Annotated in this window: 24 protein-coding genes; 19 read left to right on the top strand and 5 right to left on the bottom strand. The window is 67.4% G+C overall.

Going from position 1 to position 23,566, the window contains the following annotated elements:
- Window positions 1–98: 98 nt before the first annotated feature.
- A complete protein-coding gene (gene hflX, locus AC1DBX_RS15580) occupies window positions 99–1,697 on the top strand; it encodes a GTPase HflX (RefSeq protein ID WP_223913986.1) in 1,599 nt (532 codons plus the stop codon).
- Window positions 1,690–3,855: an ATP-dependent DNA helicase gene (locus tag AC1DBX_RS15575; RefSeq protein WP_476932174.1), complete on the top strand. Its 2,166-nt coding sequence runs from the start codon at window positions 1,690–1,692 to the stop codon at window positions 3,853–3,855. Before hflX ends, AC1DBX_RS15575 begins: the two co-directional genes overlap by 8 nt.
- A 96-nt stretch (window positions 3,856–3,951) precedes the next feature.
- On the opposite strand, the gene lexA is transcribed toward AC1DBX_RS15575, so the two are convergent.
- Window positions 3,952–4,701 (bottom strand): transcriptional repressor LexA, encoded by a 750-nt coding sequence (gene lexA, locus AC1DBX_RS15570; protein ID WP_230008558.1) that lies wholly within the window; start codon window positions 4,699–4,701, stop codon window positions 3,952–3,954.
- 517 nt (window positions 4,702–5,218) lie between these two features.
- Between lexA and AC1DBX_RS15565 the strand changes: the two genes are divergently transcribed.
- From AC1DBX_RS15565 to AC1DBX_RS15530, 8 genes are all read left to right on the top strand, one after another.
- Entirely contained in the window at window positions 5,219–5,653 is a 435-nt protein-coding gene (locus AC1DBX_RS15565) for a LysM peptidoglycan-binding domain-containing protein (protein WP_476859207.1), read from the top strand.
- 68 nt (window positions 5,654–5,721) lie between these two features.
- Complete coding sequence (locus AC1DBX_RS15560; RefSeq protein ID WP_230008559.1) at window positions 5,722–6,840, top strand: histidinol-phosphate transaminase; 1,119 nt, start codon at window positions 5,722–5,724, stop codon at window positions 6,838–6,840.
- Window positions 6,841–6,911: 71 nt separating this feature from the next.
- On the top strand, window positions 6,912–7,538 hold the full coding sequence (gene hisB / locus AC1DBX_RS15555) for an imidazoleglycerol-phosphate dehydratase HisB (protein WP_476849457.1): 627 nt from the start codon (window positions 6,912–6,914) through the stop codon (window positions 7,536–7,538).
- On the top strand, window positions 7,535–8,284 hold the full coding sequence (hisH, locus tag AC1DBX_RS15550) for an imidazole glycerol phosphate synthase subunit HisH (protein ID WP_476849458.1): 750 nt from the start codon (window positions 7,535–7,537) through the stop codon (window positions 8,282–8,284). The genes hisB and hisH overlap by 4 nt, the downstream gene beginning before the upstream one ends.
- Window positions 8,285–8,443: a hypothetical protein gene (locus tag AC1DBX_RS15545; RefSeq protein WP_164468561.1), complete on the top strand. Its 159-nt coding sequence runs from the start codon at window positions 8,285–8,287 to the stop codon at window positions 8,441–8,443.
- Window positions 8,444–8,484: 41 nt separating this feature from the next.
- A complete protein-coding gene (priA, locus tag AC1DBX_RS15540; RefSeq protein WP_079551296.1) occupies window positions 8,485–9,231 on the top strand; it encodes a bifunctional 1-(5-phosphoribosyl)-5-((5-phosphoribosylamino)methylideneamino)imidazole-4-carboxamide isomerase/phosphoribosylanthranilate isomerase PriA in 747 nt (248 codons plus the stop codon).
- Window positions 9,232–9,245: 14 nt separating this feature from the next.
- Window positions 9,246–10,187 carry an SseB family protein gene (locus tag AC1DBX_RS15535; RefSeq protein WP_476932173.1) on the top strand — a complete coding sequence of 314 codons (942 nt, stop codon included), beginning with the start codon at window positions 9,246–9,248 and terminating at the stop codon, window positions 10,185–10,187.
- A gap of 61 nt (window positions 10,188–10,248) precedes the next feature.
- On the top strand, window positions 10,249–11,562 hold the full coding sequence (locus AC1DBX_RS15530) for an MFS transporter (protein ID WP_028277241.1): 1,314 nt from the start codon (window positions 10,249–10,251) through the stop codon (window positions 11,560–11,562).
- Between the two features lie 139 nt (window positions 11,563–11,701).
- Here the strand turns inward: AC1DBX_RS15530 and AC1DBX_RS15525 are convergent, their stop codons facing one another.
- Window positions 11,702–12,088: a DUF1844 domain-containing protein gene (locus tag AC1DBX_RS15525; protein ID WP_230010214.1), complete on the bottom strand. Its 387-nt coding sequence runs from the start codon at window positions 12,086–12,088 to the stop codon at window positions 11,702–11,704.
- 437 nt (window positions 12,089–12,525) lie between these two features.
- Here AC1DBX_RS15525 and infC point away from each other — a divergent pair, with 437 nt between their 5' ends.
- The 4 genes from infC (at window position 12,526) to AC1DBX_RS15505 (ending at window position 15,491) form a co-directional block, all read left to right on the top strand.
- The gene (gene infC, locus AC1DBX_RS15520; RefSeq protein WP_476932172.1) at window positions 12,526–13,626 is read left to right on the top strand and encodes a translation initiation factor IF-3; all 1,101 of its coding nucleotides are present in this window, start codon (window positions 12,526–12,528) and stop codon (window positions 13,624–13,626) included.
- Window positions 13,627–13,741: 115 nt separating this feature from the next.
- Complete coding sequence (gene rpmI, locus AC1DBX_RS15515; RefSeq protein ID WP_003798720.1) at window positions 13,742–13,936, top strand: 50S ribosomal protein L35; 195 nt, start codon at window positions 13,742–13,744, stop codon at window positions 13,934–13,936.
- Between the two features lie 122 nt (window positions 13,937–14,058).
- A complete protein-coding gene (rplT, locus tag AC1DBX_RS15510; RefSeq protein WP_028277244.1) occupies window positions 14,059–14,529 on the top strand; it encodes a 50S ribosomal protein L20 in 471 nt (156 codons plus the stop codon).
- 65 nt (window positions 14,530–14,594) lie between these two features.
- On the top strand, window positions 14,595–15,491 hold the full coding sequence (locus AC1DBX_RS15505) for a TrmH family RNA methyltransferase (protein ID WP_223917207.1): 897 nt from the start codon (window positions 14,595–14,597) through the stop codon (window positions 15,489–15,491).
- Between the two features lie 149 nt (window positions 15,492–15,640).
- Here AC1DBX_RS15505 and AC1DBX_RS15500 read toward each other — a convergent pair whose 3' ends face one another.
- Window positions 15,641–15,910, bottom strand: a complete 270-nt coding sequence (locus AC1DBX_RS15500; RefSeq protein ID WP_230010760.1) for a GlsB/YeaQ/YmgE family stress response membrane protein — start codon at window positions 15,908–15,910, stop codon at window positions 15,641–15,643.
- A gap of 230 nt (window positions 15,911–16,140) precedes the next feature.
- Between AC1DBX_RS15500 and AC1DBX_RS15495 the strand changes: the two genes are divergently transcribed.
- On the top strand, window positions 16,141–17,061 hold the full coding sequence (locus AC1DBX_RS15495) for a cation diffusion facilitator family transporter (protein WP_079551287.1): 921 nt from the start codon (window positions 16,141–16,143) through the stop codon (window positions 17,059–17,061).
- Between the two features lie 227 nt (window positions 17,062–17,288).
- On the opposite strand, the gene AC1DBX_RS15490 is transcribed toward AC1DBX_RS15495, so the two are convergent.
- Entirely contained in the window at window positions 17,289–18,497 is a 1,209-nt protein-coding gene (locus tag AC1DBX_RS15490; protein WP_223917209.1) for an MFS transporter, read from the bottom strand.
- 194 nt (window positions 18,498–18,691) lie between these two features.
- Between AC1DBX_RS15490 and AC1DBX_RS15485 the strand changes: the two genes are divergently transcribed.
- The 4 genes from AC1DBX_RS15485 to AC1DBX_RS15470 all read left to right on the top strand — a co-directional run bounded on the left by AC1DBX_RS15485 (window position 18,692) and on the right by AC1DBX_RS15470 (window position 22,140).
- Entirely contained in the window at window positions 18,692–19,156 is a 465-nt protein-coding gene (locus tag AC1DBX_RS15485) for a (deoxy)nucleoside triphosphate pyrophosphohydrolase (protein ID WP_476856419.1), read from the top strand.
- Between the two features lie 88 nt (window positions 19,157–19,244).
- A complete protein-coding gene (locus AC1DBX_RS15480) occupies window positions 19,245–20,387 on the top strand; it encodes a Re/Si-specific NAD(P)(+) transhydrogenase subunit alpha (RefSeq protein ID WP_476932171.1) in 1,143 nt (380 codons plus the stop codon).
- The gene (locus AC1DBX_RS15475) at window positions 20,387–20,770 is read left to right on the top strand and encodes an NAD(P) transhydrogenase subunit alpha part 2 (RefSeq protein WP_230008096.1); all 384 of its coding nucleotides are present in this window, start codon (window positions 20,387–20,389) and stop codon (window positions 20,768–20,770) included. Before AC1DBX_RS15480 ends, AC1DBX_RS15475 begins: the two co-directional genes overlap by 1 nt.
- Window positions 20,767–22,140: an NAD(P)(+) transhydrogenase (Re/Si-specific) subunit beta gene (locus AC1DBX_RS15470; protein ID WP_223917215.1), complete on the top strand. Its 1,374-nt coding sequence runs from the start codon at window positions 20,767–20,769 to the stop codon at window positions 22,138–22,140. Before AC1DBX_RS15475 ends, AC1DBX_RS15470 begins: the two co-directional genes overlap by 4 nt.
- Window positions 22,141–22,231: 91 nt before the next feature.
- On the opposite strand, the gene AC1DBX_RS15465 is transcribed toward AC1DBX_RS15470, so the two are convergent.
- Window positions 22,232–23,389 (bottom strand): Rv2578c family radical SAM protein, encoded by a 1,158-nt coding sequence (locus AC1DBX_RS15465; protein WP_476932170.1) that lies wholly within the window; start codon window positions 23,387–23,389, stop codon window positions 22,232–22,234.
- Between the last annotated feature and the right edge of the window lie 177 nt (window positions 23,390–23,566).

Here is a 23,566-nt window from a genome sequence, read left to right as displayed (position 1 = left end):
AGGCCCGCATGACCCCCCGCCGTCAGCCCAGCGCGAATACCGCCCCACAGAGCAACAATCGGCACTATTCTGAAAGTGCCGAACCTTTAAAGGAGACCATGACCAGCCACCCCAACACCGGACCCGATTCAGCAGCCCAGGACATGAGCCCTGAAGAGATTCAAGCTGTAATCGACCGGATCCTTTCCAAGGACACCCCCGCCCCAGGCCGCGGCGGCGGCACCGGCCATGGCACCGCCGCCGGTGCTGGCACCAGCAGCCCGACGTCGGTGCTCGGCAAGGCGCAGGCCATCTCCCGCCTGGACGAGGTGTACACCAACTTCGACGGCGACCAGCAGGACCTTGAGGAACGGCACGCACTGCGCCGCAAGGCCGGCCTGTCCACCGAGCTCGAAGACGTCACCGAGGTCGAATACCGGCAGTTGCGCCTTGAGCGCGTCGTCCTGGCCGGGCTCTGGACCGAGGGCACCCTCGCGGACGCGGAGAACTCCCTGCGTGAACTTGCCGCCCTCGCTGAGACGGCCGGCTCCGAGGTCCTCGACGGGCTCGTCCAGCGGCGTGCCAAGCCCGATCCCGGGACTTTCCTCGGCTCCGGCAAGGCACAGGAGCTGAAAGCCATCGTGATGTCCACCGGCGCCGACACCGTCGTCGTCGACGCCGAATTGGCCCCGTCCCAGCGGCGCGGGCTGGAGGACATCGTCAAGGTCAAGGTCATTGACCGTACAGCGCTGATCCTGGACATCTTCGCCCAGCACGCCAAGAGCCGTGAAGGCAAGGCGCAGGTGGAGCTCGCCCAGCTCGAATACCTGCTCCCGCGCCTGCGCGGCTGGGGTGAATCGATGTCCCGCCAGGCCGGTGGCCAGGTGGGCGGCGCCGGTGCCGGCATGGGCTCGCGTGGTCCCGGTGAGACCAAGATCGAACTGGACCGCCGCCGGATCCGCACCCGGATGGCCAAGCTGCGGCGCGAAATCGCCGCCATGAAGCCTGCCCGGGAAACGAAGCGCGCCAACCGCCGTCGTAATGCCGTGCCCTCTGTCGCCATCGCCGGGTACACCAACGCCGGGAAGTCCTCGCTGCTGAACCGGCTGACCGACGCGGGGGTGCTGGTGGAAAACGCCCTGTTCGCCACCCTGGACCCCACCGTCCGCAAGGCCGAAACCGCTGACGGGCTGGGATACACCCTGGCCGACACCGTGGGCTTTGTCCGTTCCCTGCCCACCCAGCTCGTGGAGGCATTCCGCTCCACGCTGGAAGAGGTCGCCGACTCTGACCTGATCCTGCATGTCGTGGACGTCTCGCACCCGGATCCGGAAGGCCAGATCGCGGCTGTCCGGACGGTCTTCAGCGAAGTCGACGCGCGCAAGGTTCCGGAAATCATTGTCCTGAACAAGGCCGACGCCGCTGACCCGTTCGTGGTCGAACGGCTCAAGCAGCGCGAGCCGCGCCACGTGGTGGTCTCGGCCCGCACCGGCGAAGGCATTCCGGAACTGCTCAAGGCCATCAGTGACGGCATTCCGCGGCCCAGCGTGAAGCTTGAACTGCTCATCCCGTACAACCGCGGGGATCTGATCAGCAAGCTCCACGAGAGCGACGCCGAGATCCTCAGCCTTGACCACGAGGAAACCGGGACCCGTGCCGTGGTGATGGTGCGTGAAGGACTCGCCGCCGAACTGGATCCCTTCATCAGCAATGACTGAGGCTGCGGTGACCAGGACCGACGCCGAACCAGCTGACGCCGAACCAACTGACGCCGAACCAGCTGACGCCGAACCAGCTGACGCCGGGCCAGCCGAAAGTGACACAGGCGCCGGTTCGGTTGCCGGCGCGGCCGGCGAGGAGTTTGTTGTTAGGCTGCTCGACCGTGCCGTGTCCGGCATGGGCGGGCAGAGCCGCGATGGCCAGCACGAAATGGCCCGGCAGGTGGCGCGCGCGATAGACAGCGGCGACCACCTGCTGGTCCAGGCCGGCACCGGCACCGGCAAGTCGCTGGCCTACCTGATTCCGCTGATCGCGCATTCGCTGACCAGCAACAAACCCACCCTGGTCTCCACCGCCACCCTGGCGCTGCAGACGCAGATTGTGGGCCGGGACCTGCCCAGGCTGCTTAAGACCATCACCCCTGCCCTGGAGCGGCCCGTCAAGGTCGCCCTGGTCAAGGGCCGGTCCAACTACGTCTGCCGGCACAAACTCGAGGGCGGCTTCCCGTCCGAAGAACCTTCCGAGGGACAGCTGTTTTCCCTGGGCGAGGACACGTCCGTGCCGCACTTTGCCGCCGCACTTGGCGGGCCGTCCTCCCAGCTGGGCAAGGAAGTTGTCCGGCTGCGCGAATGGGCCGAGGAGACCGCGACGGGGGATCGCGACGAGCTCATGCCGGGCGTCACGGACCGGGCCTGGCGCCAGGTCTCGGTCACCTCCATGGAGTGCCTCGGTGCGCAGAAATGCCCGCTAGCGGCCGAATGCTTCAGCGAACTGGCAAGGCAGAACGCCGCCGATGCCGACGTCGTGGTCACCAACCACGCCATGCTCGCCGTCAGTGCCTTCGAAGGCCTGGCGGTGCTGCCCGAGTACGACGTCGTCGTGGTGGATGAAGCACACGAACTTCAGGACCGCGTCACGGGCGCGGTCTCGGGCCAGCTCTCCGTGGCGATGGTGCACGCCGCCGCGTCCGGGGCCCGGAAGCACACGGGCATCACCGTGGATGCGCTGAACAATGCCGCCGCCCACCTGGAGCTCGCCATCGACGGCGTCCCCAGCGGGCTGATGCCCAATGGCCTGAACAGCGAGCAGCTGGACTGCATCGACCAGCTGCGCGACGCGTGCCGCGCCGCCCTGTCCGATTCCAAGGGGGACAGCTCCGTGTCGGCGGACGGCGGACGGCAGCTGGCCCGCTCGCGCCTCATGGTCATCCTGGAACTCTGTGAACGCCTCCTGGCCGCGCGCGAAAACCGCGAAGTCGTGTGGTTCTCCCGCAACAGCAGCTTCGACCCGGCGCAGGGCTACTCCCAGCCGGACGAGAGCGCGCCGGCGTTGATCAACGTTGCCCCGCTGAGCGTCGCGGGGCGGTTGCGCGAGGGCCTGTTCGCGGACCACACCGTCATCCTGACCTCGGCCACACTGGCCATCGGCGCTGCCTTCGAACCCGCCGCCGGCGGCCTGGGCCTGGTTGGCAACGGCGCCCCGAGCTGGACCGGCGTCGACGTCGGCTCCCCGTTCGACTACCCGAAGCAGGGCATCCTCTACGTAGCCCGGCACCTGCCCAAACCCGGCCGCGGAACGTCCCCCGAGGCCCTGGACGAACTCGAGAAGCTGATCCGCGCCTCCGGCGGAGGCGCCCTGTGCCTGTTCTCCTCGCGGCGCGCCGCAGAGGAAGCAGCCGAGGCCATGCGGCCCCGGCTGGGCCTCAGCATCCTGTGCCAGGGGGAGTCGACCATGACGGCACTCGTGCGGCAGTTTGCCGACGAACCTGACACGTGTTTGTTCGGCACCATGTCCCTCTGGCAGGGCGTCGACGTCCCTGGCGTGTCCTGCCGGCTGGTGGTCATCGACCGGATTCCCTTCCCGCGGCCGGACGACCCGCTGATGACGGCACGTTCGCGGGCCGTGGCCCAGTCCGGCGGCAATGGCTTCATGGCCGTCTCGGCCACGCACGCCGCCATCCGCCTCGCGCAGGGCGCCGGACGGCTGATCCGCTCGACCTCGGATAAGGGCGTGGTGGCAGTGCTGGATTCGCGGCTCTCCACGGAGCGTTACGGCGGCTTCCTGCGCGCCGCGCTGCCGCCGTTCTGGCCCACCACCGATTCATCGATTGCCATGGCAGCCCTGAAGCGCCTGGCGAAAGACTCCGCGAAAGCTTAAGTCCCAAACCGGGGCCGTCACCCTGCGCCGGAAATCCGCCGCGGGGTGGCCGCTCCGAACTGGCAGCATGCCCCGGATGGCTAAGGGGAGCGCAGTTTAGAGGGAGCGCAGTACCGATACGACCTTGCCCATGATTACGGCGTGGTCGCCCAGAATGGGCTCGTACTGGGTGTTTTGCGGCAACAGCCACGTGTGGCCGTCCCGCTGGCGGAAGGTCTTGACCGTGGCTTCGTCGTCCAGCAAGGCGGCAACGATATCGCCGTTCACGGCATCACCCTGGCGGCGGACAACCACCCAGTCGCCGTCGCAGATGGCGGCGTCGATCATCGAGTCGCCGGCCACCTTGAGCATGAAGAGTTCGCCATGGCCCACGAGTTGGCGGGGCAGCGGCATGACGTCCTCCACCACCTGGTCCGCGAGGATCGGCCCGCCGGCGGCGATGCGTCCGACGAACGGCACCATTGCCGTGTCAGTGGCGCTGGCGAGCTCGGTTACCGACAGGCCGCCGACGGCCCGCAAGGGGCTGGACTTCTCGATACCAGATATCGGCGTGGCCCCCTCGTCCAGGGTCAGCGGCATGAGCACTTCCATGGCCCGGGGCCGCTTCGGATCACGCCGCAGGTAGCCGAGCTTTTCCAGTTGGGAGAGCTGGTGGGTCACGCTCGACAGGCTGGCGAGACCGACGGTGTCGCCGATTTCGCGCATGGACGGCGGGTAGCCCTTGTCCGTGACGGACCGCTGGATGGTCTCCAGGATTTTCTTTTGCCGGACGGTGAGGCTCTTGGGGGCCCGGGCGGGCTGCGGGCTCCGTGGGGTGGCCCTGCCGCCGGTGGCTTGTGCTGCCATGTTCGCCAACGCCTTTCCGTTCCGCCCGGCTGCCGTGGCTGCTGTCACCGGGAACTTCCGGCCTGAAATGTCAGACCCTGCTGATCAACTACGAATGAATTCCCACTGGTAGTTCGAAAGTGGGAGTTCGAAAGTGGTTGTCCTGTCCCTCAAAAATAGGCCAGCCGCAGACCTTTTTCAAACATTTGTTCTAGCGAGTCTCGACATCGTTCGTTAGTAAGTGCTAAAACAGAACAAGTAAGATTCGAATATGTGTTCGATTCCGACGATCTGGGTTCGCAGGCAATATTCGGTTCTATGTTCGAAGGTTCGGCCGGTTGGCGGCGAGTACGTGAGTACGCCGGGCGGCAACTTATGGTCCAGGAGGGCTCAGTTCATGTCAGTTTCAAGCGCGTTTGACGGCACTAACATTCAGGGCGTCACGACCCGCCACCGTGGTGTTGGTCCGGGTGGCGCAGCGGATAGCCGCAGCATCGGACGCGGCAGCATCGGACACGGCGGCCTCGACCAAAGCGGCATGGGCCAGGGCGTTTCCAGTCACGGCAACGTGTACCCGCTCAACGCCAGGCGCCGCGGCTCCGCGCCGTCGCGGGCGCAGCAAGGAGCCGCCGCCGCGGTTTCCGGCGGCCGGACCAAGCAGCCGCCGCTTCGGCTCACCCGGCGCGGACGCTTCGTCTTTTTCGGCGTCCCCCTGATTCTGCTGGCGGCGTTCATCCTGTCCTTCAGCGGATTCCTCAACGCTCCCGCGAAAGCGGCAGATTCCGCAGACCAGCTCTCGGTGACGCCGACCGTATCCGTCACAGTCCAACCGGGGGAGTCCCTCTGGGCCATTGCCGGGTCGGTGGCCCCGGAGCGCGATCCCCGCGATGTTGTGGCCGATATCGTGCAGTTGAACAATCTGGACGCCGCGCGTGTGATGCCGGGCCAGCAACTGTTTGTTCCGTCCAAGTAGCCACCCCCGGGTGCCGTCGCGGGCGTCACAGTTTCAGCGCCCGTCCCGCTACCACTTAAACTGGTCACGTGACTGACCAGCTTGAGCGCCTCAACCGACTGCCCCTCCGAACCAATCTGCGTGGCCTGCGTCCGTATGGCGCGCCGCAGCTGGACGTCCCCATCCTGCTCAACGTCAACGAGAACACCCATGGGGTCCCGGCCGATGTCCGCGCCGCGATTACCGAAGCCGTGAGCGCCGCCGCTGCCGGGCTGAACCGCTATCCGGACCGCGAATTCACCGAATTGCGCGAAGCCCTCGCCGAATACCTTGGCCATGGGCTGGACGCGGAGAACATCTGGGCCGCGAATGGTTCCAACGAAGTCCTTCAGCAAATCCTCCAGGCCTTCGGGGGCCCTGGCCGGACGGCCCTCGGGTTCCCTCCCACGTATTCGATGTACCCGCTGCTGGCCTCCGGCACGGATACGGAGTACGTCGTCGGGGCCCGCGCGTCCGACTATGGGCTCAGTGCGGAATCAGCGGCACAGCAAGTCCGCGAGCTTCAGCCCAACATTGTCTTCCTCTGTTCCCCGAACAACCCGACCGGCACGGGGCTGGGCCTTGATGTGGTCGAGGCAGTCTATGACGCCGGCGAGGCCAGCCAGACCATCGTGATCGTCGACGAGGCCTATCACGAGTTCGCCCACGACGGCACGCCCAGTGCCCTCACCCTGCTGCCTGGCCGGGAGCGGCTCATCGTCTCGCGCACCATGAGCAAGGCCTTCGCCCTCGCGGGTGCGCGGCTCGGCTACATGGCCGCGGCCCCGGAGGTCGCGGATGCCCTGCGCCTGGTCCGTCTCCCGTACCACCTCTCCGCTATCACCCAGGCTGCGGCCCTGGCTGCCCTGCGCCACCGGGAGGCGCTCATGGCGGACGTCGAGGACATCAAGCGCCAGCGCGACCGGATCGTGTCGGAACTGACGCGGTTGGGCTTGACCCCGGCCGCGTCTGATTCCAACTACGTGTTCTTCGGCGGCCTCGAGAACCCCCATGAGGTTTGGCAGCGCATGCTGGACGCCGGTGTCCTCATCCGCGACGTCGGTATTCCGGGGCACCTGCGCGTCACCGCCGGCACTGAGACAGAAACCACAGCCTTCCTGGAGGCACTTGAACTCATCCTGGCCGGCTCCGCAAAGCCGCAGGCCTAGACTTGGTGGGGAGCCCAATCGTCCCCGCCAGATTGCCCAACACCCTGCCTTCTTCCAAAGGACACATCTACATGAGCACCACCGGATCCACCGCCGCCGAGGGCCGGACCGCACGCATGGAACGGACCACCAGCGAGTCCTCGGTCCTGGTCGAGATCAACCTGGACGGCACCGGCGTTTCAGACATCAGCACGTCGGTCCCGTTCTACGACCACATGCTGACGGCCCTCAGCAAGCACTCCTTGATCGACATGACCGTCAAGGCCACCGGCGACACCCACATCGATGTCCACCACACTGTCGAGGACGTGGCCATCACTTTCGGCGAGGTTCTGCGGACCGCCCTGGGCAACAAAGCCGGGATCCGCCGCTTTGGCGAGGCGACCGTTCCCCTCGATGAGGCCCTCGCGCAAGCTGTCGTGGACGTCTCCGGCCGTCCCTACCTGGTCCACGCCGGCGAGCCGGCAGGCCAGGAATACCACCTGATCGGCGGCCACTTTACGGGCTCCCTGACCCGCCACGTCTTCGAGGCGATCACCCTTCACGCCGGGATCTGCCTGCACATGAACGTCACTGCCGGGCGTGACCCCCACCACATCGTCGAGGCCCAGTTCAAGGCCTTTGCCCGTGCCCTGCGCGCAGCCGTCGAGCCGGATCCCCGCGTCGAGGGCATCCCGTCGACAAAGGGTGCTTTGTGACCGGCCCGGTGCTCCGCGACGGGGCCATCATCGACCCCGCCGCCGCGGCCAAGCCGGTCTCCCCGCAGGGAAAGCCCACAGTTACGGTGCTGGACTACGGCTCCGGGAATGTCCGGTCCGCCGTCCGCGCGCTGGAGCGGGCCGGCGCCGAAGTCATCCTCAGCTCCAAGCCTGAGGATGTCCTCAATGCCGACGGCCTCGTCGTCCCCGGTGTCGGCGCCTTCGAAACCGTCATGCGCGAACTCAAGGCCGTTGACGCCATCCGCATGATCGGCCGCCGTGTCGCCGGAGGCCGCCCCGTGCTGGCCATCTGCGTCGGGCTCCAAGTGCTGTTCGAGGCCGGCGTCGAACACGGCACCGAAGCCGAGGGCATGGGGGAGTGGCCCGGCAAGGTGGAACTGTTGCCTGCCGACGTCGTGCCCCACATGGGCTGGAACACCGTCGCCGTCCCCGAAGGGTCCAGGCTCTTCGCCGGGGTTGAGGACGAGCGCTTCTACTTCGTGCACTCCTACGGTGTCCAGAAGTGGGACTTCGACGTCATCCAGCCGCGGATGGCTGCGCCGCTGGTGACCTGGTCCGACCACGGTGCCCCGTTCATCGCGGCCGTGGAAAACGGCCCGCTGTGTGCCACCCAGTTCCACCCGGAGAAGTCCGGCGACGCCGGCGCCCGGCTGCTGCGCAACTGGGTCCAAAGCCTGCGCCCCGCAGCCCCGGACCGTACCGCAGCCCCGGAAGGGACCGCCTAGATGTGGTCCCTGGTGCTCATGGGCGTGGCCGGCCTGCTGGTTGGCGGCGGGATCTCCTTCCGCCAGCAGAAAAGTCCGCTCTGGGTGCAGATCGTTTTCTACATCCTCGCCGGCATGTCACTGCTGGCCGCCTACCTCCTGACCCTGCCGGCGTCCTGACCGCCCCTCCCCACCACCATCCCCAAGCTGAGGACTCCACGATGACCACCGAAACCCCGCTGCCCGTACTCGAGCTCCTGCCCGCCGTCGACGTCGTCAACGGACAGGCCGTCCGGCTCGTACAGGGCGAAGCCGGCAGCGAGACGAGCTACGGCACCCCGCTGGAGGCCGCCCTCAACTGGCAGCAGCAGGGGGCTGAGTGGGTGCATCTGGTCGACCTGGACGCCGCGTTCGGGCGCGGCTCCAACGCCGAGCTCCTGCGCGAGGTCGTCGGCCGGCTCGATATCAAGGTGGAGCTCTCCGGCGGCCTTCGCGACGACGAATCCCTTGAGAAGGCCCTCGACCTCGGCGTCGCACGCGTCAACCTGGGCACGGCGGCACTGGAAAACCCGGAATGGACGGCCCGGGTGATCGAGCGCTTCGGCGACAAGATTGCCGTCGGCCTGGATGTCCGCGGCACCACCCTCGCCGGCCGGGGCTGGACCAAGGAAGGCGGGGACCTCTGGGACGTGCTCGGCCGCCTCGAGGACGCCGGCTGCGCCCGGTACGTCGTGACCGATGTGACCAAGGACGGCACGCTCCAGGGCCCCAACGTCGAACTCCTGCGCCAGATGGTCGAGAAAACGGGCAAGCCGGTGGTCGCCTCCGGCGGCATTTCCAGCCTCGAGGATCTCAAGGTCCTGCGCTCCCTGGTGCCGCTCGGCGTCGAAGGCGCCATCGTCGGCAAGGCCCTCTACAACGGCAACTTCACCCTGCCCGAGGCCCTCGACGTCGCCGGCCGCCGCTAGCGGCGAAGGCGCCCATGACGCACTCCCACGACACCCACGACCCCAATAACCCCCACGAGACAGTGCAGGCAGGGACCGGGGCCGGTCCCATCCGGCATCTGCCCGGGCATATCGCGGCGGCCCTTGCCGGCGCCGGCGGGGCCACGGACTCCGCCGGCCAACCCTGGGCTGGGCGCAGCCTGTCCGGCAATGACGCCAAGATCCATAATTTCGACGACGACGACGGCACCGCCGACGCCGGCTATCTGGCGGCTTTGTCCGACCTCGCCGCGGGCACTGGCGACGAGGCGACCGTGGTGGCCGCGCTGGCCACCGCCCGGGTGTTCGTGCCAATTCTCGCCCAGCTCGCCGAAGAGGGCGAGGCCGCGGCCGGGCCCAACGGGGATCCGCTGCACTCGGACAAGCAGGCCGACATGGCCTTGGTGACGCTCAAGGCGCCGGACGGGCGGACGGCCATGCCGGTGTTCACCTCGGCGGCGTCACTGACGGCGTGGCACCCGGAGGCCAGGCCGGTCGCCGTGTACGCGGCCCGGGCTGCCTTGTCAGCGGTCGCGGAAGGCGCGGAGCTGCTCGTGCTCGATCCCGGCTCGGAAGTGACGTTCGTGGTCCGCCGGCCGGCAGTCTGGGCCCTCGCCCAGCAGCAGCCATGGACGCCGTCATACGCCGATCCCGATCTCGCGGGTGCACTCGGGGAAGGCGCGGTTGGCTTTCCGGCGGTCCGCCGTGTTGAAATTCATCCGGGGGGTGGAGTTGCCTCGGCCACGGCCGATGGCAGGCGGCTCCCCGGTGGGGGAGCCGGCCCGGAACTCCGTGTGGTCCTCTACCTTGAAGACGGTCTCGACGCCGCCGGCGTGCAGTCGATCGTCGCCGGCCTCAATAACGCCTGGGCCCGGAATGAAATCTTTGCCGAGCGGGTTGATTCGATCGAGGTCAAGCTGCAGCGCGCAGCACCATAGCTGACGGCCCAACGGGGGACCTCCCGGTGCTGCCGTGGGCAGTACCAGAAGGATATAGTCCGTGAATTTCGCGCTTTACCGTCAGCTGCTGGCGATCCGGCCCATCAGGCGCCTCCTGTTGGTCGGCATGATCGCCCGCATACCGCACTCGGCGGCCGGCGTCCTGCTGACCCTGCACATCGTCCTGACCCTCGGCCAGGGCTACGCCGCCGCCGGAGCGGCCGCCGCCGTGATGACGATCGGTATCGCCGTCGGCGCGCCCTGGCGCGGACGCCGGGTCGACACCGTGGGGCTGCGAAAGGCGCTGATTCCGTCTGTGGTCTCCGAGGCCGTGATCTGGTCGATCGTGCCGCACGTGTCCTACGAGGCCCTGTTGCCCCTGGTCTTCATCGGGGGCCTGCTGACCCTGCCCATCTTCAGCGTGGTGCGGCAGTCGCTGGGCGTTCTGGCCCCCGGGGAACAGCGCCGGACTGCCTTTGCGCTCGACGCCATCGCCACCGAGCTGGTCTTCATGATCGGCCCGGCCGTCGGAGCCGTCGTCGCCACCAGCGGCCAGTCCGTCCTGGGCCTGACAGTCGTGGGAGTGGCCACATCCGTCTCCGGGCTCTTCCTCATGTGGTTCAACCCGCCCACCCGGAGTGCTTCCCCGGACGCCGGGCTTGAGGCGCAGGAGCTGGAGTGCGCGGAAGCCGCAGTGGTCGCCGCCGCGCCGGCCCACCTGCAGGAGGCAGCAGCCGAACTGGCACCCCTGGCGGCCGCCGCCGAGGAGCGCCGCCGGCGGGGATCCGGCCTGCGCCACAGGGTCATCCACAACTTCAGCTGGTTCACCGCCGCCGTAGCCGCCGTGTTTGCCGTCGGCGCCGGTGCCGGCATGGTCCTCAGCGGCACCGACGTCGGCATCGTCGCGGCGCTCCAGACCGGCGGCCACCAGGCCGAAATCGGCATCGTGTTCCTCTTCTGGTGCGCGGCCTCGGTGGTGGGCGGCGTCCTCTACGGTGCCATGCACCGGGCCGTTTCCCCGATCCTCCTGTTGCTGGGGATGTCAGCGCTGACGGTTCCGATGGCCTTCGCGACCGACGTCTGGACGCTCAGCCTGCTCGCGTTGCTGCCGGGTCTGCTGTGCGCGCCGGTGTTGTCCGCGGCCTCGGAAAAGGTGGCCGAACTGGTGGATGAAAGCCGGCGTGGCGAGGCGATGGGCTGGTACGGGTCATCGCTCACCGGCGGAGTGGCCCTGGGCGCGCCTCTTGCCGGGCTGTTCATTGACCTCATCGGCCCGTCGGCCGGCTTCGTCTCAGTGGGGTTGGCGGGCGTGGCCCTCTGCCTGGTGGGACTGGCCCTGCAACAGGTCCGGCGCAGCCGCCTGGCCCGCGTCTGAACGCGGGCCTGCCGCCATTGCGCCACTCCGGGCACGCGCCCTGGCTTTGTGAACGGCAAATCCTGCGGACGGAAAATAACGACGCCGGCGGGCGGACCTGGGTGGTCCGCACGCCGGCGTTGTCCTGGCTGACGGGTGCTTAGTTGACGGGGCCGGTGTACTTCTCGCCCGGGCCCTTGCCCGGAGCGTCCGGGATGATCGATTCTTCGCGGAAGGCCAGCTGAAGCGAACGGAGTCCGTCGCGCAACGGTCCAGCGTGCTGTGAGCCGATTTCGGGCGCCGCCGCGGTCACCAGACCGGCGAGGGCGGTGATCAGCTTGCGGGCCTCGTCCAGGTCCTTGAGGTCCTGGGCATTTTCCTCGGCGGCGAGGCCGAGCTTTACCGCGGCGGCGCTCATCAGGTGCACGGCGGCCGTGGTGATGACCTCGATGGAGGGGACTTCCGAGATGTCGCGGATCTGCTGCGAGACGTCCGCTTGGGCTGCCGCGGGCTCGAAGACGTGGGAATTACTATCTGAAGTGCTCATGCTGGTAAGCTTGTCACAGACCGACTAAATGTCGTTATTCTCAAGCTTTTATAGAATGCAGTGTTCTGACTGGCAGTGCTTGTCACTGAAGTTGGCGCCCGGCGACGCATACGTGCGTTGAACGGGTGTCTTTCTGTAGAGTTGGCTTTAGTTTGCAAGCGGAGTTCTCTCCCACCCGCGTCAGCCGCGAAACTTCCTTCGGGAAGCCCCTCCTGTCCAGGAGTCAAGGTTGCCGGGTACCTGGTCGGGCACTACCTCGGACTCCGGTCCGCAGGAAGTGCATGTTGCCCCATTGAGGGCGGCAGTTCCGATCTCGAGGCCTTCGATTGCTCCGGCAATTGGGGGCCTTCTCTTTTTGCCGGTGGAATACCCCTCACGAACACAGGAGCTTTAACATTAGCGAGCCAAGAATCAATGAGCGTATCCGCGTCCCCGAGGTGCGGCTGGTCGGCCCTGCAGGCGAACAAGTAGGAATTGTCCGTATTGAGGATGCCCTGCGTTTGGCTGCCGAGTCCGATCTTGATCTCGTTGAAGTTGCACCGCAGGCGAAGCCTCCGGTGTGCAAGCTGATGGACTTCGGCAAGTACAAGTACGAAGCCGCTGTCAAGGCACGCGAGGCCCGGAAGAACCAGACCAACACGGTCCTGAAGGAAATCCGTTTCCGCCTGAAGATCGACACCCACGACTACGAAACGAAGCGCGGACACGCGCTCCGCTTCCTCGGTGCCGGCGACAAGGTCAAGGCCATGATCCAGTTCCGCGGCCGCGAGCAGCAGCGCCCCGAGATGGGCATCCGCCTGCTCCAGCGCTTCGCCGACGACGTCGCCGAAGTTGGTGTGGTGGAGTCCAGCCCGCGCATCGATGGCCGCAACATGGTCATGGTGGTTGGCCCGCTGAAGAACAAGGCCGAAGCCAAGGCGGAGGCCCGCCGCGCAACGCAGCGCGCAGAAGCCAAGGCTGAGAACGAAGCCAAGGCTTCGGGACGCGTCGATGTCTCCGGTGGCAACGCCCCGCTGACCCAGACGCTGTCGGACCTCCTGCCGGAAGGCTACGTCGTATCGCCGGAGGCACCCGTCGAAGAAGCCAAGGTCGAAGAGACCAAGGTCGAAGAAGCCAAGGTCGAAGAGACCAAGGTTGAAGAAGCCAAGGTTGAAGCGGCTCCGGTCGAAGAGACCAAGGCCGACGAGGCCCCCGCCCAGGACGTGCCGGCGGAAGCCGCACCGAAGGCAGCCGAGGAGCCGGCAGCAGCGAAGGCTCCGGCGGCTCCGAAGGCAGCCGAGAAGCCGGCAGCAGCGAAGGCTCCGGCGGCTCCGAAGGCGGCCGAGAAGCCGGCAGCAGCCAAGGCTCCCGCGGCTCCGAAGGCCGCTCCGGCCCCGGCAGCAGCGAAGGCTCCCGAGGAAAAGGCAGCCGCTCCGGCAGCAGCACCGAAGCCGGTTGCTGCTCCGAAGCCGGTACCCAGGCCCGCAGCGCCGAAGCCCGCCGCACGGCCGGCCGCCCCCCGGGCAGCCGCCAAGCCTGGCACCAAGAAGACCAACTAGTTCACGGCTGCCGGACAGCAATGTCCGGCAGCAGGCAACCAGCACGCCGCCCGCAGGGGTGGCTGCACGAAAGAGCTGCAGACTTTTCTGCGGATACGTAAGGAGATCGGTTCCCATGCCGAAGATGAAGACCCACAGCGGTGCTAAGAAGCGCTTCAAGCTGACCGGTACCGGCAAGCTGCGCCGCCAGCAGGCCAACCGCCGCCACTACCTCGAGCACAAGTCCTCCCGGCTGACCCGTCGCCTTGCCGGCGACAAGATCGTCTTCAAGGGCGACGCCAAGGTCATCCGGAAGATGCTCGGCATCTAAGTTCCAAGTTCTCTGACTGTTCGCCACCTGGCAGCAGTCAACTACCAAAAAGGCTTCTCAGGCCAGCCGGACCGTTCCGGCAGTAGACGCTTGGGATCAGAAATTTTCTAAGGAGTACGCACGTGGCACGTGTGAAGAGGGCGGTTAACGCCCACAAGAAGCGCCGGGTTATCCTCGAACGCGCAAAGGGTTACCGCGGACAGCGTTCACGCCTGTACCGCAAGGCAAAAGAGCAGCTGCTGCACTCGTTTGTGTACAGCTATGGTGACCGTAAGAAGAAGAAGGGCGACTTCCGCCGTCTTTGGATCCAGCGCATCAACGCTGCATCCCGCGCCAACGGCCTGACCTACAACCGCCTGATCCAGGGCCTGAAGGCCGCTGAGGTTGAGGTTGACCGCCGTATGCTGGCCGAGCTGGCCGTTTCCGACGCCAACGCCTTCGCCGCGCTGGTCAAGGTCGCCAAGGACTCGCTGCCTGCCGACACGTCCGCTCCGGCCGTCCAGGCTGAGGCTGCTCCGGCTCCCAAGGCTGCCAAGAAGGCTCCCGCGAAGAAGCCTGCTGCCAAGAAGGCCGCCGACGAGGCTGCAAAGTAGTTCCTCCCGCAGTTGAAAGACTGTCTCGTTCAAGAGCCGGCTGGAATAGCCACTAAGGTTCTTATATGAACGAAACCGGGCGCCCGCAAGACTTTCCACTCTCCAACCCCCGAGCTGATCGGATGAGGAAGGTGGCACAGCTTGCCGGGCGCCCGGCCCGTTTAAAGCGTCGCGAGTTCCTGGCCGAAGGCCCGCAGGCGGTCCGTGAGGCTTTGGTCCTGCACCGGAAGAGGATCGCTGCGGGGGAGCCCGGCATCGTCTATGAGGTGTACGCCACCGAGGCCTGCCTGGACCGCCACCCGGAGCTGGAGCAGCTGGCCGAGGGAACCCACGCGCACCTCGCAACCGACGAAGTGATCGCTGCGATGGCGGACACCGTCACCCCACAGGGCATCATTGCCGTCTGCGGCTTCCTGGACGTCAGCCTTGAGCACGTGCTCGACACCGGCCCGCGGCTGATTGCCGTCCTGTGCCAGGTCCGGGACCCCGGCAACGCCGGCACCGTGTTGCGGGCGGCCGACGCCGCCGGCGCCGACGCCGTCATCCTGACCGGCTCGAGCGTGGACATCTACAACCCCAAGGCCGTGCGGTCGACGGCGGGTTCCCTGTTCCATCTGCCCGTTGTCCTCGGCGCGGAGGTCGAGGAAGTCGTGGCCCGCTGCCGGGAGCGTGGCGTCGGCGTGCTGGCCGCGGACGGCAAGGGACAACTGGACCTGGACCGTCTCCAGGACGAGAACGCGGCCCGCCGCCTGGGGGCATCCGCCGCCGAATCGGTGTACGCGTTGGAACAGCCGACCGCCTGGCTCTTCGGCAACGAGGCCCAAGGCCTGTCCGAGGACGAGATCGCGCTGGCCGACCACCGGGTGGCCGTGCCGGTGTACGGGGAAGCGGAAAGCCTGAACCTCGGCACCGCAGCCACTGTCTGCCTGTACGCCAGCGCCCGCTCCCAGCAAACCCCCTAGCCGCTCAGCAGGAAACCAGCGGGTCCGGCAGGAATTCCTGTCCGAAAAACGCAGGCCAAACGAAAGGCGGGGCCCACCGAATGGTGAGCCCCGCCGTCGTAGTGTCACTGCCGCCCCCACACAAAGTGTGCGGCCAGTGCCTTGAAGAATTAGGTGGTGGTCTTGTTGCGCCCTGTGATGGCGCCGTAGATGAACGCGGCCGCGAGGCCACCGACGATGGCCAGGAGCCAGGAACCGAGATTCCAGAATTCCATCTTGCCGCCGCCGAACAGCAGGTCCCCGATCCAGCCGCCAACAATCGCGCCGACGACGCCGAGCACGAGGCTGGTAACCCAGCCGCCACCGACCCTGCCGGGCAAGAGTGCCTTGACGATTGCACCCACTATGAGTCCGAGAATGATCCAGCCAAGAAAGCCCATGTCTCCTCCTACATATTTTTCGGCATCCAAATTGTGAATACCGAATATGGCTTCAAGCTAACATAGGGCGGATTGCTTGTCAGCAGGGGACTACCCAATCGTTACGTGGCAGCGTTGGTCCCCGCCGCGGTTCGGCGCCGGCCCGGAAACCGGTACGGTATTCCTTGTGGGCGCTGGGTTCTTCCGGTGTTCGCATACACCCCGGAAGAACCCCATAAGGAGAAGCTCACGTGGCTGCAAATGGCGGTACCAAGGCGATTCTCGCGGCGCTGGCCGCAAACCTGACCATCGCCGTTTTGAAGTTCGTCGCCTACTTTCTGACGCTGTCCTCGTCCATGCTGGCCGAGGCGATTCACTCCCTCGCAGACTCCGGCAACCAGCTGCTGCTCCTGCTCGGCGGCAAACGCGCAAAGCGGGAAGCCAGCCCCGAGCACCCCTTCGGCTACGGCCGCGAGCGTTACATCTACGCCTTCATCGTTTCGATTGTGCTTTTCAGCGTCGGCGGCCTGTTCGCACTGTACGAGGCCTGGGGAAAAATCCAGCACCCGCACGCCATCGAAGGTGACTTCTGGTGGGTGCCGCTGGCCGTCCTGATCGGCGCGATCATTGCCGAGTCGTTCTCGTTCCGGACAGCGATCATCGAATCCAACCCCCTGCGTGGGAAGCAGAGCTGGGTTAAGTTCATCCGCAACGCCAAGCAGCCGGAACTCCCGGTGATCCTGCTCGAGGACTTCGGCGCCCTCGTGGGCCTGGTGTTCGCGCTCTTCGGCGTGGGCCTGACGCTCCTGACCGGGAACGGCATCTGGGACGCCCTCGGCACCGCGATGATCGGTCTGCTGCTCGTGGCGATCGCCGTGGTGCTGGCCATGGAAACCAAGTCCCTGCTGCTGGGCGAGTCGGCCACCCGCGATGACGTCGCCAAGATCCGCAGCGCGATCGAGGCCGGCGGCACCAGCATCATTCACCTCAAGACCATGCACCTTGGCCCCGAGGAGCTGCTGGTGGCGGCCAAGATCAGCATCGGCCGCTCGGACTCGGGCCAGGACATTGCGAAGGCGATTGATGACGCGGAGGTCCGGGTTCGGGAAGCCGTCCCGATTGCCCGGGTCATCTATCTGGAACCGGATGTGCAGCGCGTCAGCGCCCCCTGAGCCGCCCAGCCCACAGGGAGAACGGAAGCCCATAGGGAGAACGGCAGCCGCCAGATGGAACGGCAGCCCCTCAACAGAACAGCAGTCCTGCCCAGTGCATCACTGGACAGGACTGCTGTTCTTTTTGGAGCATCTGCACCCTGCTGCCTCGGCCTCTTCCTCTGCCGTTGGCGGGGTACCGCGGCCGCGGCTGTTCTGCCGCGGTGTTCTGGCGGGTGGCGGGGTGGCTAGGAGGCCAGCGGCCGCCGGCGTTCCACGGCGCCGCTGAAGGCGGCGACCCCGAGACCCAGCACGGCCAGGACGGCGCCCACGAGCGCGGGGGCGACGTAGCCCCAGCCCCAGGCGATCACCAGGCCGCCCAGGAAGGCACCGAGGGCGTTGGCGACGTTGAGCGCAGCATGGTTCAGCGAGGAGGCCAGCGACGGTGCATCAGGGGACGCATCGAGCAGCCTGGTCTGCAGGGCGGGAACGAGCATGGACCCGGCGGCGCCAACGACGAACACCATGACCAGCGCGGACCAGGCCCAGTGGACGCCCACGGCATAAACCACGAGTGCCACCGCCGTGCCGGGCAGGACCCAGTAAATCGTGCCCATGACGGATTTGTCGGCGATCCGGCCGCCAACGATGTTGCCCACCACCATGCCCACGCCGTACAGGGCCACGACCAGCGGCAGCCAGGCCGCCGGGAGGCCGGCGACGGAGGTCATGGTGTGCGAAATGTAGGTGTAGGTCGCGAAGAACCCGCCGAAGCCGACGATGCCGACCAGGATGGCAAGCCACACCTGCAGCCGCTTGAGCGCGCCGAGCTCCCTGCGGAAGCTGGCATCGGCGTGCGGTTTCTGGAACGGGACGAACTTCCACAGCATGAACAGCGTAATGATGCCGATCAGGCCCACCAGCAGGAACAGAAGCCGCCACCCGTAGCTCTGGCCCAGCCAGGTGGCGAAGGGGACGCCAATGACGTTGGACACCGTCAGCCCGGCCATGACCATCGAAATGGCCCAGCCCCGCTTGGTCGGCGCCACCAGGGAGGCGGCAATCACGGCCGCAACCCCGAAGAAGGCGCCGTGGGGGAGTCCCGCGGCGAACCGGGACACCAGCATGGAGCCGTAGTCCGGGGCGAGGAAGGAACTGAGGTTGGCGATGCTGAAGAAGAGCATGAGCCCGAGGGCCAGATACTTCCGCGGGAGTTTGGCCCCGACCGCGGCCAGCACCGGCGCGCCAATCACGACGCCGAGGGCGTAGGCCGAAATCAGGTGACCCGCCTCGGGCGTGCTGATGTTCAGGCCCTGTTCGATCTCCTTGAGCAGGCCCATCATGGTGAATTCCGTGGTGCCGATGCCAAAGCCGCCCATCGCGAGGGCAATGATTGCCAGGGCAACGTGACGGGTGCCGGACTTGGTCGGCGCCGGGGCGTGTGTGGTGGTTGTCATTCGTCTTTTCGGAGAGATTTTCCGGGAGAGGCCGGATGGATCGGACAGATAAATATGCTTTTAAGAACCGGGAGGGGACGCCGAATATTCCGGAAGGTGTCGTGGCGGCCGCCTCCACCATTGTCCCCTACCGGGGCCGGCCCCGGCCCCGGCCCCCGGGCGCCGGACCCTGCGCCCGCCTTAGACTTGAGGGCGTGACTGGACTCATAGGCGTCGTAGGCGGCGCAGTAGTGGACTCCCTGGCCGACCCGGGCATGCTCCTTGTGGCCCGGCGCACAGCGCCGCCGCAGTTTGCCGGAATGTGGGAGTTCCCGGGCGGAAAAGTCGAACCAGGCGAGGCCGCCGAGGACGCCCTGCACCGCGAGCTCCGGGAAGAACTGGGCGTGCTGGTGCGGCTCGGGGCGGAGCTGCCCGCGGAAACCGCCGCGGGCTGGCCGCTCAACGCGAAGGCGGCGATGAGGGTCTGGTTCGCGGAGCTCGTGCAGGGAGAACCCCGGCCGCTGGAGGACCATGACGAATTGCGCTGGCTCGACCTCCGCAATCCGGCAGGGGTCCTGGACCTGCCGTGGATCCCGGCGGACCTCCCCATCGTCGAGGCCCTCCTGGCGGCTGTGCACGCCACCGGGTCGCGCGGAGTGGAAGCGGGACTGGGCCGCTGACCGGACTCGCCGCCGCGCTTCGGGAGCCCGCCTCTCGCCAAACGGTCAGGCATGTGCCTACTCTGATCCCAACCGAGAGGAGTGGCCCGTGCAGGTCGGTGTCGGACGAGAGCAGCGAGCCGGAGAACGCCGCGTCGCGGCCACACCGGAGACGGCCCGGCAGCTGACGGCGCTCGGGCTCCATCTCCTGGTCGAGAGCGGTGCTGGCACCGAAGCAGGCTTCGCCGACGCCGCCTTCAAGGAGGCCGGCGCGACGGTCATCTCCGAGCTCCCGTTGGAGGCCCTGGACGTCCTGCTGCATGTCCGCGCGCTCACCCCGGAGGCCGCGGCCCGGCTGCGGCCCGGCACCGTCACCATCGGGCTGGCATCGCCGTCCTCGGAGCTGCCGACCGTCCGGACACTCGCCGCTGCCGGGATCACCTCGTTCGCCCTGGAGCTGCTTCCGCGGATCTCCCGGGCGCAGTCCATGGATGCGCTCAGCTCCCAGTCCCTGGTCACGGGCTACCGCGCCGTGCTGGAAGCCGCCGTCCGCTACCCGCGGTTCTTCCCGCTCTACATGACCGCCGCCGGTACCATCCCGCCGGCGAGGGTGCTCGTCCTTGGGGCCGGCGTCGCCGGGCTGCAGGCGATCGGCACGGCAAAGCGGCTCGGCGCCCGGGTCTCGGCCAACGACATCCGGGCCGCCTCCGCCGAGGAAGTCGCCTCGATGGGCGGCACGTTCATCAACCTGGACATCGATGCGGCGGCAGACGGAACCGGAGGCTACGCCCGTGCCCTCGGTGAGGACCGGGCGCAACGCCAGCGCAGCCTCCTGGCCCCGCATGTCGCGGCGGCGGACGTCCTGATCACGACGGCGGCCATCCCCGGCCGGGCCGCTCCCTTGCTGGTGACCACCGCCATGGTGGCCGGCATGCGGGCAGGATCCGTCGTCGTCGACCTCGCCGCGGAGTCCGGAGGCAACGTCGAAGGCGTGATCGCCGGCCAGGACGTGCAGGTGCCGGTCGACGGCGGATCGGTCACGCTCGTGGGTTTGCAGGACGCGGCATCCGCGATGCCCTCGGACGCGTCCCGGCTTTTCGCCCGGAACGTCAGCAACTTCCTCGCGCTGATGACCGACTGCGGCTCGGTGGCCCCGGACTTCGACGACCAAGTGGTCGCCGGAACGTGCCTGACCCACGACGGCACGGTGCGGCACGCCCCCACCGCGGAAGCATTGGAAAGGGAGGCGTGATGGGCCCCGTCGTGTTGCTGACCGTGGTGGTGCTCGCGGTGTTCGTTGGCTTCGAAGTCGTCTCCAAGGTCACCAGCAAACTGCACACACCGCTCATGTCCGGCGCCAACGCCATCCACGGCATCATCCTGGTCGGCGCCATCATCGTGGCCGGACAGGCCAGTGACCCGTGGGTCCTCGGCGTCGCGCTCCTGGCCGTCGTCCTGGCCACCGTCAACCTGGTGGGCGGCTTTGTGGTCACGGACCGGATGCTGGAGATGTTCAGCGCCCACAAACGGACACGCATCCCCGCCCCAAGCGGCGCCGCCAAGGCTGGCGGAACCGCGGGCGAAGGACACCCCGGTGAGGGGAGCTCCGCCGACGCGGCGGGGGAGTCCAAATGAGTCTCCTGAGCCCCGAATGGACAGCCCTGCTCTACCTTGTGGCCGCCGTCTGCTTCATCCTGGCGCTCAAGGGCCTCAGCTCGCCGCGAACGGCCCGCCGCGGCAACGCCATCGGCGCGGCCGGGGCGCTCCTCGCCGTCGTCACCGTCTTCCTCTCCGCGCGGCTGGAAAATGTTCCGCTCATCCTCGCGGCCATCGCCGTGGGATCCGCGATTGCCTTCCCCGTGGCGCGACGGGTGCAGATGACCCAGATGCCCCAACTCGTGGCGCTCTTCAACGGCGTCGGGGGCGGGGCCGCGGCGCTCGTCGCCGTACTGGAACTTGGCCACCAGGAAGATCCATGGGTCCGCCTGGCCGTGGTCTTCACCATGCTGGTGGGCGCGGTGTCCTTCGCCGGCTCCGCGGTGACCGTGGGCAAGCTGCAGGAGCTCATCAGCACCCGTCCGCTGCTGTTTCCCGGGATGCCCTGGGTGATGGGGGCCGTCCTGTTGGGGGCGGTCATCTCAGGAGCTCTGGTGGTCCTGACCGGGTCGCTGGGCTGGTCGCTCGCATTGCTGGGCCTGGGCCTCGCCGCCGGGCTGCTCCTGGTGCTGCCCGTGGGCGGGGCGGACGTGCCGATCGTGATCTCCCTGCTCAATGCGTTCACGGGGCTGGCGGTGGCAGCGTCGGGCGTGGTCCTGGGCAATGTCCTGCTGCTGGTCGCCGGGACGCTCGTGGGCGCGAGCGGCACCATCCTGACCAAGGTCATGGCCTCGGCCATGGGGCGCGGAGTCGGCGGAATCATGTTCGGGGCGTTCAAGGGCGGCTCGACGGCGGGTTCCACCGCCCTGAGCGACCGGCCAGTGCGTTCCTCGTCCCCGGAGGACATTGCCGTCCAGCTCGGCTACGCCCAGCGGGTGGTGATCGTTCCCGGTTATGGGCTCGCCGTGGCCCAGGGCCAGCACACAGTGGCGGAGCTTGCCACGGCCCTGGGCGCGCGCGGCGTGGACGTCGTGTTCGCCATCCATCCCGTGGCGGGACGCATGCCGGGCCACATGAACGTGCTGCTGGCCGAGGCCAACGTGCCGTACGAGTCACTGCGGGAGCTCGCGGAAGTCAATCCCGAATTCGCGACCACGGACATCGTCCTGGTAGTCGGGGCCAATGACGTCGTCAACCCGGCGGCCAAGTCCTCGCCGGGTTCGCCGATTTACGGGATGCCGATCCTGGAAGTGGTGCAGGCCCAGCAGGTCGTGTTCCTGAAGCGGTCCATGCGCCCGGGGTTTGCCGGCATCGAGAATGAGCTCCTGCACGATCCCAAGACCACGCTCCTGTTCGGGGACGCCAAGGATTCGCTGGCCAGGGTGCTCGGCGCAGTCAAGGCGCTCTAGGCATCCTGCGCCCGGCGGCTCAGGGCACTTTCCGCTCCGGCTGACTGCGCAGGGGAGCACATGGCTCTGTGTGCTTGAGGTGGAGCTGGCTTCAAAACAGTGTGGGCTGGGCCGCGTCGGAACGGATGGCGCCGGAAGAATTGGCGCCGGAGCGGGCAGCGCCGGAGTGGCGTGGGTTTGCGTGCCCCGCGGTGTCCGGGATGCTCCCGGCCGGGTACTGGGCTTCTTCCTCCCGGGCGTTGTCATGGTCGCTGCCCCCGTCCAGGTCCCGGTGGCTGAAGCCCTGCGAGCCGGAGAAGCCGTGCAGGTCCTTGAAATACCGGACCCGCCCTGCCAGCCAGGCGCGGTATTCCTTGGATGCGTACGACCCGCTGCCGTACAGCCGGCGGTACTTTCCCGCCAGGTGCGGATGTTCCCGGGCGATCCACTGCATGAACCATTCACGGGTGCCCGGCTTCAGGTACAGCGCACCGGCCGTGACCCCTGTGGCACCGGCCGCCGCGAGGGCCCCGAAGAGGGAGTCGAGGGCGTCGTCGCTGTCGGAGAGCCACGGCAGGATGGGCATGGCCATGACGCCGCAGGGCAGGCCCGCTTCCCGCAGACGGGAGATGAGCTTCAGCCGGGCCCGTGGCCCAGGCGTGCCCGGTTCCACGGCTTCCGACAGCTGCTCGTTGGTCATGGCCAGCGAGATGCCCACGCCCACCGGCACCTGGGCCGCGGCATGCTTCAGCAGCGGGATGTCCCGGGCAAGGAGCGTGCCCTTGGTGAGGATGGACAGGGGAGTGCCGGAATCGGCGAGGGCACCGATGATGCCGGGCATGAGCTGGTAGCGGCCCTCGGCGCGCTGGTACGGGTCCGTGTTGGTGCCGAGGGCCACGTGCTCGTGCCGCCAGGAGGGCTTGGCCAGCTCCTTGCGCAGGATCTCGGCGGCGTTGATCTTGACCACCACCTGGCTGTCGAAGTCCAGTCCGGCGTCGAAGTCCAGATAGGTGTGGCTCTTGCGCGCGAAGCAGTAGACGCAGGCGTGGCTGCAGCCGCGGTAGGGGTTGACGGTCCAGTCGAACGGCATCCGCGAACCGGCGACCACCTTGTTGAGCACCGATTTGGCGGTGACCTCATGGAAGGTGATCCCGGCAAACTCCGGGGTGGAAACCGTCCGCACGAGTCCGGCCAGGGGCAGCAGGGCAGCCGTGGGCGAAGCGGCGGCCGGGGAATCGCCGCGCTCAAGTGCTTGTGCGTCCCATCTCATGCCTACATTCGAATATATGTTCGACTGAATGTCAAGGATGCTGACGGGCGAGGCGGCGGCCGGTTGCAGCATGGGGCGGTCCGGACTGCACACAGTGAGCACACGATCGCCATCACCAACGACGGGGCCGAAATCCTCACCCTGCCGACGCGGACAGACGCGTGAGGCCGGAGCGAC

This window comes from Arthrobacter sp. 10N44_2 (assembly GCF_056394385.1).
The sequence above is the reverse complement of the archived record's forward strand: the minus strand, read 5'-3'. Positions and strand labels throughout refer to the sequence as shown.

Coding starts and splice junctions, on each gene's coding strand:
- rpmI (WP_003798720.1), top strand. CDS start 13,742: ATGCCGAAGATGAAGACCCACAGCGGTGCTAAGAAGCGCTTCAAGCTG.
- lexA (WP_230008558.1), bottom strand. CDS start 4,701: ATGGCAGCACAAGCCACCGGCGGCAGGGCCACCCCACGGAGCCCGCAG.
- AC1DBX_RS15490 (WP_223917209.1), bottom strand. CDS start 18,497: ATGACAACCACCACACACGCCCCGGCGCCGACCAAGTCCGGCACCCGT.
- AC1DBX_RS15535 (WP_476932173.1), top strand. CDS start 9,246: ATGACGCACTCCCACGACACCCACGACCCCAATAACCCCCACGAGACA.
- AC1DBX_RS15525 (WP_230010214.1), bottom strand. CDS start 12,088: ATGAGCACTTCAGATAGTAATTCCCACGTCTTCGAGCCCGCGGCAGCC.
- AC1DBX_RS15505 (WP_223917207.1), top strand. CDS start 14,595: ATGAACGAAACCGGGCGCCCGCAAGACTTTCCACTCTCCAACCCCCGA.
- AC1DBX_RS15565 (WP_476859207.1), top strand. CDS start 5,219: ATGGGCCAGGGCGTTTCCAGTCACGGCAACGTGTACCCGCTCAACGCC.
- AC1DBX_RS15470 (WP_223917215.1), top strand. CDS start 20,767: ATGAGTCTCCTGAGCCCCGAATGGACAGCCCTGCTCTACCTTGTGGCC.
- AC1DBX_RS15545 (WP_164468561.1), top strand. CDS start 8,285: ATGTGGTCCCTGGTGCTCATGGGCGTGGCCGGCCTGCTGGTTGGCGGC.
- AC1DBX_RS15465 (WP_476932170.1), bottom strand. CDS start 23,389: ATGAGATGGGACGCACAAGCACTTGAGCGCGGCGATTCCCCGGCCGCC.
- AC1DBX_RS15575 (WP_476932174.1), top strand. CDS start 1,690: ATGACTGAGGCTGCGGTGACCAGGACCGACGCCGAACCAGCTGACGCC.
- hflX (WP_223913986.1), top strand. CDS start 99: ATGACCAGCCACCCCAACACCGGACCCGATTCAGCAGCCCAGGACATG.
- AC1DBX_RS15475 (WP_230008096.1), top strand. CDS start 20,387: ATGGGCCCCGTCGTGTTGCTGACCGTGGTGGTGCTCGCGGTGTTCGTT.
- AC1DBX_RS15500 (WP_230010760.1), bottom strand. CDS start 15,910: ATGGGCTTTCTTGGCTGGATCATTCTCGGACTCATAGTGGGTGCAATC.
- hisB (WP_476849457.1), top strand. CDS start 6,912: ATGAGCACCACCGGATCCACCGCCGCCGAGGGCCGGACCGCACGCATG.
- priA (WP_079551296.1), top strand. CDS start 8,485: ATGACCACCGAAACCCCGCTGCCCGTACTCGAGCTCCTGCCCGCCGTC.